This is a genomic window from Streptomyces sp. NBC_01317, assembly GCF_035961655.1.
GTDB lineage: Bacteria > Actinomycetota > Actinomycetes > Streptomycetales > Streptomycetaceae > Streptomyces.
This window is the reverse complement of record NZ_CP108393.1, coordinates 7,696,556-7,712,655: the sequence shown is the minus strand read 5'-3', so window position 1 is coordinate 7,712,655 and position 16,100 is coordinate 7,696,556. Positions and strand designations below refer to the sequence as shown.

Below are 16,100 nucleotides of genomic sequence, written 5' to 3'. Positions count from 1 at the left end.
CTGCTCGGGTCGCGGATCAGGCGCCCGGGACGGCGGGAAGCGGCGGCAGGTCGAGGTGTTCGCGCAGGGTGGTGCCCTCGTAAGCGGTCCGGTACACACCCCGTTCCTGGAGTTCCGGGACGAGCTTGTCGACGATGTCCGTGAGCGAGGCGGGGAGCAGGTGCGGCAGGAGGTTGAAGCCGTCGACGGCGCGGGTGCGGACATAGCGGGTCCACTCGTCGGCGACGGTCGAAGGGGTGCCGACGAAGGACGGGTGGCCCGGCGACACTTCGAGCACCAGCTCACGGATCGACAGGCCGCGTTCGGCCGCGAGGTCGCGCCACTTCTGGATCAGGGCCAGCTTGCCGCTGCGGTGCGAGATCGCGATCGTGCCCCGGGAGGGATCGAGTTCGTCCTCACCGGGCTCGATGTCGGGCAGCGGTCCGTCCGGGTCGTAGGCGGAGAGGTCGGTGCCCCAGTACTGCTCCAGGAAGGCGATCGCCCGGGGACCGTTGACCTGCTCCCGCCGTACCCAGCGGGCCTTCTCCTCCGCCTCGGCCGGTGTGTCGCCGAGGATGAGGCTCGCGCCCGGCAGGATCCGCAGCGAGTCCGGTGTGCGGCCGTGGCGGGCCAGCCGTTCGCGCAGGTCGGCGGCGTACGCGACGGCCTTGCCGTACTCCGCGTTGGCGGAGAACACCACGTCGGCGTGGCGGGCCGCCAGTTCCCGGCCGCCGTCCGAGTCCCCGGCCTGGAAGAGCACGGGACGGCCCTGGCGGCTGCCCGGCACGGTGGCCGTGGCGCGCAGCCGTACAAGATCGCTGTCCCGCCCGACCGGGGTGACGGAACCGGTACGGGCCCAGCTCGCGGCCCGCCCGCCGGGCGCGACGGCGTCCGGGGCCCAGGACGACCACAGCTCCTTGGCCGCTTCGACGAACTCCCCGGCCCGCTCGTAACGGCGCTCGTGCTCCAGCCAGCCGCCGTGGCGGAAGTTGGCGCCCGTCCAGGCGTTGTCGGTGGTGACGATGTTCCAGCCGGCCCGGCCCTCGGACAGCAGATCGAGGCTCGCCAGACGGCGGGCCAGATCGGCCGGATAGTTGTACGTGGTGTTCTGGGTCGCCACCAGGCCGATCCGCTCGGTGACGGCGGCGAGCGCGGAGAGCTGGGTGATCGCGTCGGGGCGGCCGGCGACGTCGAGGTCGAAGACCCGGCCGCGGTTCTCCCGTACGCGCAGTCCCTCACCGAGGAAGAACGCGTCGAACAGGCCGCGTTCGAGGGTCTGCGCGATCTGGACGAACGTGTCGACCGCCGTGTGGGAGAGCGCGTCCGGGTCGGTCCAGATCAACTGCGGCCCGACGCCCGTGAAGAAGACGCCGAGGTGGAGCTGGGGAGGGGTTTCCGGCATGGCACTCACCTCAGGCGTGGGTGGCCGCGGGGGCGGCGAAGCGGTTGGCGGGACGGGGAAGACCGAGTGTTTCGCGCAGGGTGCCGCCGGGGCGCGGCGCGTGCCACAGGCCCGTGGCGGACAGCTCCGGCAGGACGTGCTCGATCAGGACCGGCAGGTCGGCGGCGAGGACGGCGGGGTGCAGCCTGACCCCGTCGACCGACTCGGCCAGGTGGCGGAGCAGGTCGACCAGGGACTGCGGGGAGCCGACGTGGCGCAGCCGTCCGGACCCGGGCCAGTCGGCGGCCTCGTCCAGTGCGGCGAGCCGGTCGGCGGCCGGGGCGTCGGCGTCGAGGACCACCTCCACCTCGGCGAACACCAGGGGCGCGCCGGACTCCCTGGCCGTGGCCGCGCGGGCCGCGACGGCGGCGAGGTCGGGCCGCGCCACCAGGACCACGTCGGCGCGTGTGTCGGCCTCCAGGGCGTCCGGGGCCAGGACGACGACCTGGCCCTGCGGCGGGCGCGGGGTGATCAGGGGGCCCTTGACGGTGAAGGACGCGCCCTCGAAGTCGATGTGATGCACCCGGTCCGCGTCCAGGAAACGGCCGGTCGCGACGTCCTTGATGACCGCGTCGTCCTCCCACGAGTCCCACAGGGCGCGGGCGGTGTCGATGACGTCGGCCGTCTCTCGGCGCAGTTCGGCGGCGGAAAGCGGCGCTCGTCCGACGGTGGCGAGGGCGGCCTCGCCGGCCGCCGCGCCGACCACCCAGCCGGCCCGGCCGTGGGAGGCGTGGTCGAGACTCGCGAGCTGGGTGGCGAGGTGGAACGGTTCCGTGGGGGCGACGTGCAGGACGGGCGCGAGGCCGATCCGGTCGGTGAGGACGGAGACGTAGGCGGCGCGGGTTCCGGCCTCGATGCGTCCGGCCGGTCCGGCGGCGTCGGACGGGGTCTTGTACGGGGAGCCGTCCGGGTCCGCGCCGGGCGGCAGCGGTGAGTCGGCGAAGGTGACGAGGCCGAAGCCGGCGTTCTCGGCCGCGGCGACCACGTCCCGCAGCGCCCGGGGAGTCAGGACGGCGCCGGGCGGGCGCCCCGCGTGGCGCCAGGCGGCGGGGTGGGCGCCGTCGCCGTCCACCTCCAGGGCGAGGTGCAGGCGGGGAAGGCGCGGAAGACCGTCGTCGGGGTCGGTCATGGGGAGTACCTCCGGGTGAAGTGGTCCGGGAATCCGGCTAGTTGGCAGAGGCCGTGGGAGTGGGAGCGGGCGGCGGGGACGGTACGGGACCGTCGTCCGCCGCCGGGTCGTGGACGTACGGGCGAGGGGTGAGGGCCTGGTGCCGTACCAGCCAGAGAGCCACGGTGACGGCGGCCAGGACGGCCGCCCCGCCCCCCGACGCCAGCCCCCAGCGCACCCCCGCGTGCTCGGAGATCCAGCCGATCACGGGACCGCCGAGCGGAGCGCCCCCCATCGAGATCACCGTGTAGACGGCCATCACCCGGCCGCGCATGGCGTCGCTGACCTCCGACTGGACGAAGGCGCTGACCGCCGTGTTGAGCGTCATCAGCGTGAATCCGGCCGGCAGCAGCATGAGCAGGAAGGTGGGGTACGAGGGCATGAGCGCGGCCAGCGCCTCGCTGACACCGAACAGCACCGCGCCGATGACCACGGTCCGCACCCGGGGCGAGGCGCGGCGGGTGGCGACGAGCGTGCCGGCGATCGTACCGACGGACAGCGCGGTCGACATGAATCCGAGGCCGCTGGAGCCGACGTCGAAGACCCGGCCGGCGAACAGGGTCAGTGTGGTGGAGAAGTTGACCGCGAAGGTGGCGACCAGACCGAAGATCGTGAACACTCCGACCAGTTCGGGACGGGCGGCGACATAGCGCAGCCCGGCCGCGCCCGCACCCGCCCACGGTGGCCGCTCCCCCGGGCTCCGTACCGCCTTCGGACGGATCGTCAGCAGGCCGGCGGTCACCACCGTGAAGGACACCGCGTTCAGCGCGAAGACCCAGCCCGTACCGATCACGGCGATCAGTACGCCCGCGATCGCCGGTCCGATCAGTCGCGCGGCGTTCAGGGACAGGATGTTGAGGCCCGCCGCGTTGGCGATCAGGGAGGGGCCGACCAGTTCCGTGACGAAGGAGAGCCGCGCGGGGTTCTCCACCGTGAACACACAGCCCAGCGCGAAGGACAGCAGGTAGATCCACCAGAGCGGCGCGTGGCCCGACAGGACGGTGACGGTGAGGAGCAGCGCCTGGACCGCGTAGAGCGACTGGGCCCACAGCAGGAGGGTGCGCCGGTCGTACCGGTCGGCGAGGACGCCTCCCCACAGGCCGAACAGCAGGACGGGGGCGAACTGGAGGCCCGCCGCCCAGCCGACGGCGGTCCCGCTGTGCGTCAGGTCGAGCACGAACCAGTCCAGTGCGACGCCCTGCATGGCCGTGCCGACGTTCGACACCAGGCCCGTACTCCAGTAGACGCGGTAGTCACGGACCCGCAGGGCGGCGAACAGCCCTGATGAGGCGGGGCTCTTGGACACCGTGAACCTCTCGGTCGGGTGGGGTAGGGGCGGGGGCGCGGGGCGGGACACGGCGGCCTCGGGAGCCTCAGGAGAGGGGAAGCGCGCGCCGGTACGCGGACGTGTGGGTACGCCACTGCTTCGGGTGCGCCGGTACGAGCGGGCGGGGCGCGATCAGATCGCTGTCGCGGCGCCGATCGGCACAGGCGGCGAGGGCACGCTCAGCGGCCCGGAGACGTCCTCGTACACAGTGCGCTGCTCACGCGCAGCAGGTCGACATGGCGCCGGGCGACGCCGAGTTCGAAGGACCCGCCGTGGTCCGGCATGCGACGGTCGCGTCCGCCGGGACGTCGCGCCCGCATACCGTTCACCTCGCCTCGCCGTTGTCGGGTCGATCGCCGGGCCGTGGCCGTACCGGGTCCGAGGCCTGCCGCCGAAGCGGGTGATCGGATTTCACGTTAACCGTTCGTCCCGCTGTGAACAATGCCGCACGGAACCGCCCGTACCGCTCGGGCGGCCCTCCTGGCCCGCCGTGCCATGCCCTCGCCGTCCGGCCCGGCCGCCGATGTTCCAGCCGATGTTTCATACGAGTGAAACGATGGGATCCGACCCGCCCCGCTACCGTGGCCTGGTGATCACCCCGGGCCCGGTCCGTCTCCTCGTCCGCCCTGACCTGCCCGGGGTGTGCCCGTGGACACCCCGGAACCGGTGACAGAGCCGCACACAAGGAGCACCGCATTGGACGTCCACGCTTCGTTGACCGACGCGGTCGGCAACACCCCGCTGGTGCGCCTCAACCGCGTCACCGACGGAGCCGTCGCGCCGGTCTGCGTGAAATTGGAGTACGTCAACCCCGGCGGCAGCGTCAAGGACCGCATCGCGCTGGCGATGGTCGAAGCGGCCGAGGAGTCCGGGGAACTGCTGCCCGGCGGCACCATCGTCGAGGGCACCTCGGGCAACACGGGCGTCGGCCTGGCCATGGTCGCCGCGCAGCGCGGCTACCGGTGTGTCTTCGCGATCCCGGAGAAGAGCAGCGCGGAGAAGGTCGCCGTCCTGCGTGCGTACGGCGCGGAGGTCGTCGTCTGCCCCAGCGACGTACCGCGCGAGCATCCCGATCATGTGCACTCGGTGGCCACCCGGGTCGCCGCCGAGACGCCCGGGGGCTGGCTGGCCAACCAGTACGACAACCCGGCCAATCCGCTGGCGCACTACCGCACCACCGGGCCGGAGATCTGGCGGCAGACCGACGGACGGATCACCCATCTGGTGTCCGGCGTGGGCACCGGCGGCACCATCACCGGGACCGGCGAGTTCCTCAAGGAGGTGAGCGGCGGCCGGGTGACCGTGGTCGGCGCCGACCCGGAGTCCTCGGTCTACTCGGGCGGCGACGGAAGCCCGTACTACGTCGAGAGCATCGGCCACTTCCGGCACCCGGAGACGGTGGACGACACCTGGCCGCAGTCCTACCACCCGGAGGTCGTGGACCGGTTCGAGCGGATCAGCGACCGTGACTCCCTGCGGACGGCGCGGCGGCTGGCCCGGGAGGAGGGCCTGCTGGTCGGCGGCTCCGCCGGGACCGCCGTGGCCGCCGCGCTGCGGGTGGCGGCGGAACTGACTCCGGAGGACCTGGTGGTCGCGCTGCTGCCGGATTCCGGCCGCAACTATCTCTCCAAGGTGTTCGACGACAACTGGCTGCGCGAGCTGGGCCTGCTGGACGAACCCGGGGCGTGACGGGGGACGTTCGATCGGCGTCCCGTCTTCCGCCCTGTCTTTCGTCCCGTCTTCCGTCCCGTCTTCCGTCCCGCGTTCCGTCTCGTGAGACTCGCTCTTGACAAGCCCGCCCACCTGCCACGTACGTTCGTCCTGCTCACACCAGGACCGATGGGGAGTCACCGTGAAGGCATCGCACGCCAGGTCCGCCCTTTCCGGGCAGGGCCGCGCCGCGATCGCGCCGCCGGTCCGGACCAGGCGCCGGCATGTGGACCTGTGCCGGACCCACACCGCGCTCTGTCGCTGACCCTTCGGCGTTCCCCCCGGCGTTCCCCTTCCGCGTCGTCGCGTCTTCCTCTCGTTGCCCTCGCCTGCCCGGACGCTGTCCTGATCCGGTCCGGCAGGCCCGTACACACCACGGACACCCGGCCGGCTCCGATCCGGCCTGTCCCGGTGTGGTTCGCCCCAGCATTTCGCCGCCCCCCGATATCGCCGGCACCGGTGAGAATGGACCAGTCGTGAGCGCGAAGCGGCCCAGAACGCTGAAAACCGTGACCGGAGCCGGCGGTACGTCGGAGACGTACGACCTGGCGGTCGATCCGACCCGGTCCACCCTGGACACCGCCGTACGCGTGGCGAAGCTCGCGGAGGCCGCCAGGATCGACGCGCTGTTCACCGCCGATCTGCTGAGCTTCGGCGCCCAGGGCGCGATCGGGTCCCAGGAGCCGCTGGTGTTCGTCTCGGCGCTGAGCCAGGTGACCTCGCGGATCGGCCTCATCGCCACCGTATCGACCACGTTCCACCATCCGTACAACCTGGCCCGGCTGTTCGGCACCCTCGATCACGTCAGCAACGGGCGGGCGGCCTGGAATCTGGTGACCTCATCGATCGGTGAGGAGAACTTCGGGCCCGGCGGCCTGCCCAGCCCGGAGGACCGCTACGCGCGCGCCGAGGAATCGCTGGAGGTGGTCAACGCGCTGTGGGACAGCTGGGAAACCGGCGCGCTGACCGCCGGTGCGGACGGAAAGGCGGTGCTGGACCGCGACCGGGTGCGCCCGATCGACCACTCCGGACGGTTCTTCACCGTGGCCGGCCCGCTGAACATCCCGCCGCTGCCGCAACGCCGCCCGGTCCAGATCCAGGCAGGGCAGTCCGCCGCCGGGACGGCGCTCGGCGCCCGCTACGCCGAGATCGTCTTCACCTCCCTCCCGACCCTCGGCATCGCGGTGGACTTCACCCGGAAGATCCGGAGCCAGGCCGAGCGGTGGGGGCGGCCCGGCGGGCTGCCGCTGATCTTCAGCTCGCTCCACGCCACGTACGGCGCCACCGAGGAGGAGGCGCGGCGGCTCGTACGGGAGAGGCGCGAGTCGGTCGACTTCGAGCGCGGCCGCGCCCAGGTGGCCGACATGCTCGGCGGCGGGGTCGACCTGTCGGAGATCCCGCTCGACGAGAAGCTGCCGGAGAGCCTGTTGCCCGACGTCAGCTCGGTGAACCGGCGTCGCGGCCGGGTGGAGATCTTCGCCGGGTACGCGCGCCAGGGCTACACCCTCAGGGAGCTGGTCGTCGCGGCCCAGGACACCGGTCACTGGGCGGTCGCCGGCACACCCGAGCAACTCGCCGACGCCGTCGAGGAGCGGTTCCGGGCGGGTGTGCTGGACGTCATCACGCTGAGCGGCCTCGCGGACCCGCTCCAGCACGACTTCGCCGTCAACGGCCTGCTGCACGAACTGCGCAAGCGGAAGATCGTCGCCGCCGACTACACCGGCACCACACTGCGGGAGAACCTCGGACTCGAACTGCCGGCCCGCGACCGACCGGTCGCCGCCACCGGTTCCTGACTGTCCGTCATATTCGTTCGTCATATTCGTTGCCCGGAAAGGATGTCGACCCCGTGGTTCATCACATCGTCGTCGGAGGAGGGGTCATGGGCTCCTCGGCGGCCTGGCACCTGGCCGCACGGGGCGAACAGGTCACGCTCTTCGAGCAGTTCGGGCCCGGGCACGACCGGGGCAGTTCGCACGGCAGCTCGCGGATCTTCCGCCTGGCCTACGCGGACCCGTTCTACGTCTCGCTGGCGGTACGGGCCCTGCCGCTGTGGCGGCGCCTCGAAGAGGAGACCGGACGCCAGGTGCTGGAGCTGACGGGCGCGGTCGACCACGGCCCGGCCGCCGCGACCTCCGCGCTCCACGACGTCCTCAGCGCGGCCGGCCGGCCGTCGGAGTTCCTCACCCCGGCGCAGGCCGCCGAGCGGTGGCCGGGGCTGCGGGCCGACACCACCGCGCTGTTCCATCCCGAGGCCGGCCGGGTGCACGCCGACCGCGCGGTCGCGGCGTTCCAGCAGGCAGCACGGCAGCACGGCGCCCGTATCCGGCACGGCGTGAAGGTGACCAAGCTGTCGGTACGCGGCGGGCGCGCCGAGATCGTGACGGACGACGAGGAGGCGTTCACCGCCGACTCGGTGGTGGTCGCGGTCGGCGGCTGGGCGCCGGGCCGGCTGTCCGGGCTCGTGTCCGGCCTGCCGGCGATGCGGGTCACCCAGGAGCAGCCCGCGCACTTCCCGGCACCGGACGCGCTCGGCTGGCCGAGCTTCATCCACCATCCAGGGGCCGGCCTCGCGGACGAGGGCGGGATCTACGGACTCGGCAGCGACGACGGGGTCAAGGTCGGTTTCCACGGGGTCGGGCCCGTCGTCGATCCGGACCACCGGGACCGTACCGTCGTCCCTCACTCACTCGCCGAGGTCCAGCGGTACGCCGAGCGCTGGCTGCCCGGCGTGGACGCCACGGCGCCGGTGGCGAGTACCTGCCTCTACACCACCACTCCCGACCACCACTTCGTCATCGACCGGGAGGGGCCCCTGACCGTGCTGGCCGGCTTCTCCGGACACGGTTTCAAGTTCGCCTCGGTCATCGGGGAACTGGCGGCCGACCTGGTCGGCGGGGCCCCGGCCGCCGACCGGTTCGCTCTCGGGCCGCGCGTCGGCTGAGCGCGGCGGGAGTACACCTCAGAACGCCCGGGCGGCAAGGCCCACAAGGAGATCAGCACCCTCGCGAGGAGATCAGCACCATCATGTCCACCAGCGTCCACCCGTCCCAGAGCCAGCCGCTGCCCGAGCCGCGGAACCATCAGGAGCCCGGGAGCGTCCCGGCCCCGCACATCCTCGACAACCCCGCCTGGGCCTCGCTCACCGGCCCGCACTCCCATTTCGCCGAGCGGGTGGGCCGCGCCGCGCGTTATCCCACGGACATCTCCCCCTTCACCGCACTGTCGGATTCGACCGATCCCCGCGCCTGGGACGACCTCGTCGCACTGGTCGGTCCTGACGCTCTCGCCCCGGTCAGCGGCGCGACGCACCTTCCCGACGGGTGGGAGGCCGTCCAGCGGGGACAGGGCGTCCAACTGGTCGACACGTCCTTGCGCGCCGAACCCGACGCCGAAGCGGTCCGCCTCACCCCGGCCGACGTACCGGAGATCCTCGACCTGATCGCCCGTACCGAGCCGGGCCCTTTCCTTCCCCGTACCGTCGAACTCGGCACCTACCTCGGCATCCGGCGCGAGGGCCGGCTCATCGCCATGGCCGGCGAACGGCTCCACCCGCCCGGGTGGCGGGAGATCAGCGCGGTCTGCACCGACCCCGCCCACCGGGGTCAGGGCCTCGCCACGCGGCTGGTCCGCGCGGTCGCGGCGGGTATCCGGGAGCGCGGCGAGACACCGTTCATGCACGCGTCCGCCGCCAACACCGACGCCATCCGCCTCTACGAGTCCATCGGCTTCACCCTGCGCCGCCGCTCCGCGTTCCTCCTGGTCCGCACCCCGTCGGGGCCGCCCCGCCCCGCCACCTCGCCCCTTGCCCGACGGGCGGAATGACCCGAGGCCGGGCTCCGCCCTTCGTACACTCCTGAAGCCGTCACGCGTGGCCGTTGTCCGAGGCGCTCTCCACGGAGAGGTTGGGCACGATACGGCTGAGGCGGGCGGGGAGCGCCCAGTTGACGGGACCGATCAGGTGCATGAGGGCGGGGACCAGCAGCCCTCGGATGACCAGGGCGTCCACGAGGACCGCGAAGCCGAGGCCGAACCCGAATTCCTTGAGAACGAAGCTGTCGCCGATGAGGAAGGACCCGAAGACCAGGATCATGATGCCGGCGGCCGCCGCGATGATCCGCCCGCTCTTGGCCTGACCGAGGGTCACCGCCTCGTGGTTGTGGCGCACGGCCCCCGCCGTGAGTTCCGCCGCGTCCCCGTGCGCGGTGCGGCGTTGGTGGTGCCACTCCTCCTGCATCCGGCTCACCAGATACACCTCGTAGTCCATCGAGAGCCCGAACAGCACCGAGAACAGCAGAACGGGGATGAAGGCGTCGATGGGTCCCGTCGTCGGCAGGCCGAGGGCCGAACTGCCCCATCCCCAGGTGAACAGAGCGGTCAGGGCGCCGAGCGCGGCCCCGACGGAGAGAAGGTTCATGAGGGCCGCCACCAGCGGGATCAGCAGACTGCGGAAGACCATCACCAGGAGCAGGAACGCCAGGATGACGACCACGGCGATGAACAGGGGCAGTTTGTCGCTCAGCACGCGCGAGAAGTCGATGTTGCTGGGAGTGGCGCCGCCGACATGCACGGCGGGGTGACCGGGGCCTTCGGCCTGGGGCGCCAGGTGCCGGATGGTGGAGACCAGGGTGACGGTCGCCTTGTCGCCCGGAGCGGTCGTCGGATAGAGGATCGCCAGGGCGGCCCCGCCGTTCGGGGAGGTCACCGGAGGTGTCACCCGGGCCACTCCGGGGGTGTGGGCGGCGTCGGCCAGGAAGCGTTCGAACGCCTTCTTGTCGTCCGGCGACGAGACCGCGCTGACGAGCTGGAACGGGCCGTTGAACCCGGGCCCGAACCCCCTCGCGAGAGCGTTGAACGCCTGGTGTGTGGTGGAGGAGGTCGGGTCGTCGGCGGCACCGGACGATCCGAGGCGAAGGCTGAACAGGGGCAGGGCGACCACCACCACAACAGCCAGCGAGACCGCCGCCACGACCGCCTTGTGGACCTCGATGAACCTCCCCCACCGGAGCCAGAAGCCCGTGGCGTCGGTGGAGAGGGGACCTTTCTCCTCCAGAGCGGCACGCTCCCGGCGGGAGAGGACCTTCTCACCGAGGAACCCGAGCATGGCGGGCAGGAACGTCAGCGAGGTCGCCATGGTCAGCGCGACCGTGATCGCCGAGGCGGCGGAGAGCCCGTAGAGGAAGTCGACCCCGAGCGCGAACTGACCCAGCAGCGCGATGCAGACGGTGATGCCCGCGAACAGCACCGTACGCCCGGAGGTGTTCACGGCCTGCTCGGTCGCCGCCCGGTAGCCGAGCCCCGATTTCACCGCGCTGCGGTGCCGGCTGATGATGAACAGGCCGTAGTCGATGCCCACACCGAGGCCGATGAGGATCGCGAGGTCGCTGGAGACGCTCGGTGTGTCCATCACGTGGGACAGCAGGCTGATGATCGCGTGGCCGATGAACAGGGCGACGATCGCGGTGATCAGCGGCATCAGGGAGGAGAAGAGCGCTCCCCCGAAGACGATCAGCAGGATGACCAGCGCGGCGATCACGCCGACGGCGATGGACAGACCGGGGCCCGACGCCTCCTCGTTGGAGATGGACTGGCCACCGAGCGAGATGTGGACGTCAGGACCGTCGGCGGTCTTCGCGGCGTCGATCAGATGCCTGGCGTCCGTCTTGGTGACGTCCGCGGCCACCTTGGACCAGGTCACCCGGGCGAACGCCACGGTGCCGTCCCGGCTGATCTGCCCCGCGCCCGCCTTGCTGTACGGGCTGATGACCGACTCCACACCGGGGACGCCGGCCACCTTGGCGAGCGCGGCGGTCACCGGGTCCTTGACCGAGGAGGAGCGTACGGTGGTGCCGTTCCGCGCCTCGATGACCACCTGGTCGTTCTCACCGGACGCCGACGGGAAGCTCTTCTTGAGGAGCGACACCGCCGCCTGGGAATCCGTACCCGGCAGGCTGACGCTCTCGTTGTACGAGCTGCCGATCGACTGACTGATCCCGAGCAGGACCACCAGGGCCAGCAGCCAGCCCCCGACCACTCTGCGGCGGTTCTCGAAGCACCAATTGGCCAATTGATTCACGGGAGCAAGGTCTACTCGTCCGGAGGACCCCGGCTCGGGAGGTCACCCCAATGAGGGCGCGTCGTAGGGCTGACGTGCGGCGTCCGCCGCCGCGACCGCGTGGCCCCGCTCGCGACGTCCGGACTCGGCCGGGGCCTCTCACCCGGCCAACGGATAGGTTGAGCCGCGACTTGGGAGCGTGGTGAGGGGGGTGAGGCCGGTGGCGGAACGCTCGCGGGAATGGGTACGGGTGCCGGTGGGGGACGAAGCGAGTCGATGGGCCACTCGGGGGCGGTGCCGGCGGGTGCTGCTGGTCGTGCACAACGTCACAGCCGCGACCCGCCTCCTCGATCTGCTCCCCCTCTTCCGCGACGATCTGCGGGTTCAGCTGCTCGCGACCTGCACGGGTTCGTCGCCCTTCCAGAGCGGTGTGACGGAACTGCTCGACTCGATCGGCGTGCCGGTGCTGCCTTGGGAACAAGCGGTGAGTACGCCGGTGGACCTTGCGCTCTCGGCCAGTCTCGGGGGCCAACTCGCTGAGATTCGCGGGCAGTTAGTCATCGTTTCGCATGGAACTGGATACAACAAGACGCTCCGAAGGACGACCGGGAATCCGGCGACCGAGAATCCGGTGCTCGGCGATCCGCTGTTCGGAATGGCGCCGGAATGGGTGCTGGCCGACGGCGTACCGGTCGCGGACGCGATGGTGTTCTCGCATCCCGAGCAGATCGAGCGGTTGGGCGTCGCCTGTCCCGAGGCCGTTCCTGCGGCGGTGCTCGGTGGTGACCCGTGCTTCGACCGGATGCTGGCGGCCCGGCACCACCGGGAGCGGTACCGCAGGGCGCTGGGGGTACGGCCGGGCCAACGGCTGGTGCTGCTGAACTCCACCTGGAATCCGGATTCGTTGTTCGGGGACCGTGGATCCGATGACGTACTGCCCCTGCTGCTGCGGACGTTGGCATCGGATCTGCCCGTGGACGAGTACCGGACCGCGGCCGTGCTCCACCCGAACATCTGGGCCGCGCACGGCCCCGGGCAGGTACGGCTCTGGCTGGACCGGGCCGTACGGGCGGGTCTGGCGCTCGTGGATCCGCTGGACGGCTGGCGGCAGGCGCTGATCGCCGCGGACCTGGTGATCGGCGACTTCGGCTCGGTCAGTTACTACGCCGCCGCCCTGGGGACGCCCGTCCTGCTCGGGTCGGCGTCCCTGGACGGCCTTGGCCCGACCTCGCCCGTCGCCGGGTTCGTCCGTACGGCTCCCCGGCTCGACCCGTACGCGCCGCTGCTTCCGCAGGTGGAACACCAACTGGCCACCCACCGGCCGCTCCCCGCGCCGGCGGAGATGACCACGTCGGCGCCGGGCCGGTCGGGGGCGCTGCTGAGGGAGCTGTTCTACGGCCTGATCGGCATCCCGGAACCCCCCGGACCCGCGCTGCTCGACCCGCTGCCCCTGCCTCCGTACGAACCCATCCCGCACACCGCGCCGCTACGCGTCATCACCCGTGTCGGCGACGACGGTGTGATCGAGGTCCGCCGCTTCTCCGAGCCCCCTGCCGAGCCCGGCGGCCCGGGTGACGGCCATCTGGCCGTGCACGAGGACACCCTCGACCCCGGCATGCTGGAGCTCGCCGACCTGATCTGGCGTCAGGGCGAACCGTACGATCCCCGCCTCGGCGCACCGCGGCAGTGGGCGGCCGAGATCCTCGACCGCTACCCGGGCTGCTCCCTGGCCGCGTACGTCACCGGTCCCCATGCCTGTACGGTCCGGCACCGCGACGGTCTGACGAGCGAACTCACCGCCCGCCCCGGCGCCGGCGCCGACCCCGCCCTGTACGCGTCGGCGTTCTTTGCCCACTTGGCCGCCGGTGCGGCCGGTGCGATCGTCGCGCTCGGCGCACCGGGCGACATCACCGTCCGTACGGGGGCGAGTGAACACCGGATCCGCTCACGCCTGACCGGCCAGGCACTCCCGGCGGATGAGATCGAGGGAGTCCAGGTGCCCCGTGGCCTTCTGGCCGCCGAGGATAGCGGCGGCCTCGTCGACCAGCCGTAGGGCGGCGGTGTAGTCACCCGCGTCGCGCTCGGTCTCGGCCTGATCGGTCAGCACGCGGGCCTCGTTGTACGGCTCCGCGGTGTCCGGGGCGCGGAAGAACTCCAGTGCGACAGCGAGGCGTTGCCGGGCCGGCGCGAACCGGCCGAGACCGCGCAGGGCTCGACCGCGGTGGCGTTCCAGCAGGGCACGTGCCCGTGGCAGATGCTGCGCGTCCCGGTCGGTGGCGGCGATGCCGTCCAGCAGCCGGCCCGCTGCGTCGAACGACTCCAGGGCGGCGGCGAACCGCCACTGGCGCAACCGCAGCAGGCCCAGCGACTCGATCACGGTCGCCTGGCCCCGGAGGTGGCCGGCCCGCTCCTCCGCTTCGGCCGCCGCCTCCAGTTCACGTTCGGCCTCGCCGTAGCAACTCGGCGTCTCCATCAGCGCGAAGGCCAGTTGGGTGTGCATCCGGCCCGCCATCTCCGTACCGGGGAAGCGCTGTTCGGCGGCGCGTGTCCCGGCGCGCAGCGCGGGCAGTACGGCCTCGTGGCGGCCGGCCTTGAGCTGGACGGCCCACAACGCCTCGGTTCCGCGGCAGGCGGTGGCGAAGTCCCCGAACTCCTCGGCGGCCAGCACGCTTTCCACCAGGTTGCCCAACTCGGCGGTCAGCGCGGCGATCGCGGCGCCCTCGTCCTCGTACTCTCCCGGACCCAGTTCGTCGAACAGCGGGTCGACGTGCGGGCGTTCGCGCAGCGCCGCGAAGTCGGCGCGGACAGCGAGGCGTACGTAGTAGTCCACGGCCCTGGCCGTCGCGGCGGCGCATCGCGCGAGGCCGTCCTCGCGGGCGGCGGCTTCGAGCGCGTGCGCGCGGACGGCGGGGCGGAAGCGGTACCTGGCGTCGGCGAGTTCCTCCAGCAGCTGCCGCTCGGCCAGCTCCGCCAGCATGCGGGCCGCGTCCTGCTCGCTCACCTGTGCGGCGGCGGCGACAGGCGCGGCGGCCAGGGCGGGCCAGGGCCGTAGCGAGGCCATGCGGTACACGCGGGCCGGGTCGGGTGCCAACTGCCGGTACAGCTCCTCGGCGACCGAGCGGACGGGATCTCCGTTGGCGGCCACGTCGGCGACAGGCACGGGAACTGGAGCCGCGAGATACGGGGCCATGGCGCGCAGCGCGAACGGCGAACCGGCGCACCGTTCCAGCACCGCCGGAAGTGTGGCGCGGGCAGCCGACAACGTCTGCTTGCTCACCAGTGCGCCGAGCAGCAGCCGCGCGTCCCGGTCCGCCAACGGCCCCACCGGAACCGGCACGGCGTCCAGACCGGTCAGCGGACGCGCGGCCACCACGATCGTGAACACGCCGGGTGCTCCGCTGATCAGCGGTCGGACCTGGGCGGCGGACTGGGCGTGGTCGAGGACCACGAGTAAGCGCCGGGAGCCCAGGAGCGTACGGAAGTATGCGGCCCGGTCCTCTGTGGCGGGTGGGATGTGTTCGGCCGCCACGTGCAGTTTCAGGAGGAAGTCCCGCAACAGCACCGAGGCGGTCGGGGCGGTTCCGGCCGACGCGCCCCGCAGATCCGCGTACAGGGTGCCGTCGGGGTAGCGGTGGGCCTCCTGGGCGCCGAAGTAGGCGGGGACCTCGCTGCTGCCGATGCCCGGAGGCCCGAAGACAACCGCCACACGCGGCCGGCCGTCGGCCTTCCGCCCCGCTTCCCTGCGCAGTTGCGTCAGCGCTTCTTTGCGGTCGGTGAAGAACCGGGCAGGTGCCCGCAACGACTGGGGCGCGGGCCCTTCCGCCGTACGGTGATTCGGCAGCCCGCTCATCAACGACCCCAGCAGCCGGGCCTGCCCCGGATCGCGCCGGGCCTCCGCCACCAGAACCCGGGCCACGGCCTCCCGATCGGCCTGCCCACCCGGAGCCGTCACCTCCCGCCCCGCGACCCGCGCCACCATCCCGCCGACAGCCTCGTTCAGCCGCCGCCCGTACTCGTTCGCCATCCCCGCACCGACGGCCCCGAGAAACGCCACTACCGCCGACACCGACAGCGGATCAATCACGCCACAACCCCCGACTCCTCCGACAACTCCGGACCACGGTAGCCCGCGACGCCCCGCGACGCGGGAGGATGCCCGCCCAAAGCCACGGGCTCCGCGCGCTGTTGTAGGGCACAAGGATGAGCCATCAACCCAACGCGACGCGTACAGCCCAACCCGGTCCGTGATCACCAGCCTCGGCAGGCACGGCTCCGACAACGAGCACCACCCGGCACTTACGGGCTCCGTCCGCACAGGAATCAAGGCCGGATCGCCCTTCATCGCCGCCGCCTCACCAAGACCTCCGGAGCCGAGCTCGGCACTGGCCGCCGCGACACATCTCCCCCCACAACCCAAGCG

General features: G+C 72.0%; 10 protein-coding genes and 1 pseudogene. 5 read left to right on the top strand and 6 right to left on the bottom strand.

The window, feature by feature from the left end:
* Window positions 1-16 precede the first annotated feature (16 nt).
* The 4 genes from OG349_RS33280 to OG349_RS34920 form a co-directional block, all read right to left on the bottom strand.
* Window positions 17-1,381: an NtaA/DmoA family FMN-dependent monooxygenase gene (locus tag OG349_RS33280; protein WP_327238133.1), complete on the bottom strand. Its 1,365-nt coding sequence runs from the start codon at window positions 1,379-1,381 to the stop codon at window positions 17-19.
* Between the two features lie 10 nt (window positions 1,382-1,391).
* Window positions 1,392-2,549 carry an LLM class flavin-dependent oxidoreductase gene (locus OG349_RS33275; RefSeq protein WP_327238132.1) on the bottom strand — a complete coding sequence of 386 codons (1,158 nt, stop codon included), beginning with the start codon at window positions 2,547-2,549 and terminating at the stop codon, window positions 1,392-1,394.
* Window positions 2,550-2,586: 37 nt separating this feature from the next.
* On the bottom strand, window positions 2,587-3,894 hold the full coding sequence (locus tag OG349_RS33270; RefSeq protein ID WP_327238131.1) for an MFS transporter: 1,308 nt from the start codon (window positions 3,892-3,894) through the stop codon (window positions 2,587-2,589).
* 200 nt (window positions 3,895-4,094) lie between these two features.
* Complete coding sequence (locus tag OG349_RS34920; protein WP_442806442.1) at window positions 4,095-4,199, bottom strand: putative leader peptide; 105 nt, start codon at window positions 4,197-4,199, stop codon at window positions 4,095-4,097.
* Between the two features lie 412 nt (window positions 4,200-4,611).
* On the opposite strand from OG349_RS34920, the pseudogene OG349_RS33265 reads away from it, so the two are divergent.
* The 4 genes and pseudogenes from OG349_RS33265 to OG349_RS33250 form a co-directional block, all read left to right on the top strand.
* Window positions 4,612-5,598: pseudogene (locus tag OG349_RS33265) on the top strand (PLP-dependent cysteine synthase family protein); the annotation flags it as partial.
* Between the two features lie 536 nt (window positions 5,599-6,134).
* Entirely contained in the window at window positions 6,135-7,421 is a 1,287-nt protein-coding gene (locus OG349_RS33260) for an NtaA/DmoA family FMN-dependent monooxygenase (RefSeq protein WP_327238130.1), read from the top strand.
* A 53-nt stretch (window positions 7,422-7,474) separates the two neighbouring features.
* Window positions 7,475-8,569, top strand: coding sequence for an FAD-dependent oxidoreductase (locus OG349_RS33255; RefSeq protein ID WP_327238129.1), 1,095 nt, complete (start codon window positions 7,475-7,477; stop codon window positions 8,567-8,569).
* An 83-nt stretch (window positions 8,570-8,652) separates the two neighbouring features.
* On the top strand, window positions 8,653-9,450 hold the full coding sequence (locus OG349_RS33250; protein WP_327238128.1) for a GNAT family N-acetyltransferase: 798 nt from the start codon (window positions 8,653-8,655) through the stop codon (window positions 9,448-9,450).
* Between the two features lie 40 nt (window positions 9,451-9,490).
* Here the strand turns inward: OG349_RS33250 and OG349_RS33245 are convergent, their stop codons facing one another.
* Window positions 9,491-11,701 carry an MMPL family transporter gene (locus OG349_RS33245; RefSeq protein WP_327238127.1) on the bottom strand — a complete coding sequence of 737 codons (2,211 nt, stop codon included), beginning with the start codon at window positions 11,699-11,701 and terminating at the stop codon, window positions 9,491-9,493.
* A 295-nt stretch (window positions 11,702-11,996) separates the two neighbouring features.
* On the opposite strand from OG349_RS33245, the gene OG349_RS33240 reads away from it, so the two are divergent.
* Window positions 11,997-13,733 (top strand): hypothetical protein, encoded by a 1,737-nt coding sequence (locus OG349_RS33240; protein WP_442806346.1) that lies wholly within the window; start codon window positions 11,997-11,999, stop codon window positions 13,731-13,733.
* On the opposite strand, the gene OG349_RS33235 is transcribed toward OG349_RS33240, so the two are convergent.
* Window positions 13,626-15,764, bottom strand: a complete 2,139-nt coding sequence (locus OG349_RS33235) for a tetratricopeptide repeat protein (protein WP_327238125.1) — start codon at window positions 15,762-15,764, stop codon at window positions 13,626-13,628. The two genes, OG349_RS33240 and OG349_RS33235, sit on opposite strands and share 108 nt — an antisense overlap.
* Window positions 15,765-16,100: the final 336 nt, after the last annotated feature.

Coding starts and splice junctions, on each gene's coding strand:
- OG349_RS33280 (WP_327238133.1), bottom strand. CDS start 1,381: ATGCCGGAAACCCCTCCCCAGCTCCACCTCGGCGTCTTCTTCACGGGC.
- OG349_RS33250 (WP_327238128.1), top strand. CDS start 8,653: ATGTCCACCAGCGTCCACCCGTCCCAGAGCCAGCCGCTGCCCGAGCCG.
- OG349_RS34920 (WP_442806442.1), bottom strand. CDS start 4,199: ATGCCGGACCACGGCGGGTCCTTCGAACTCGGCGTCGCCCGGCGCCAT.
- OG349_RS33275 (WP_327238132.1), bottom strand. CDS start 2,549: ATGACCGACCCCGACGACGGTCTTCCGCGCCTTCCCCGCCTGCACCTC.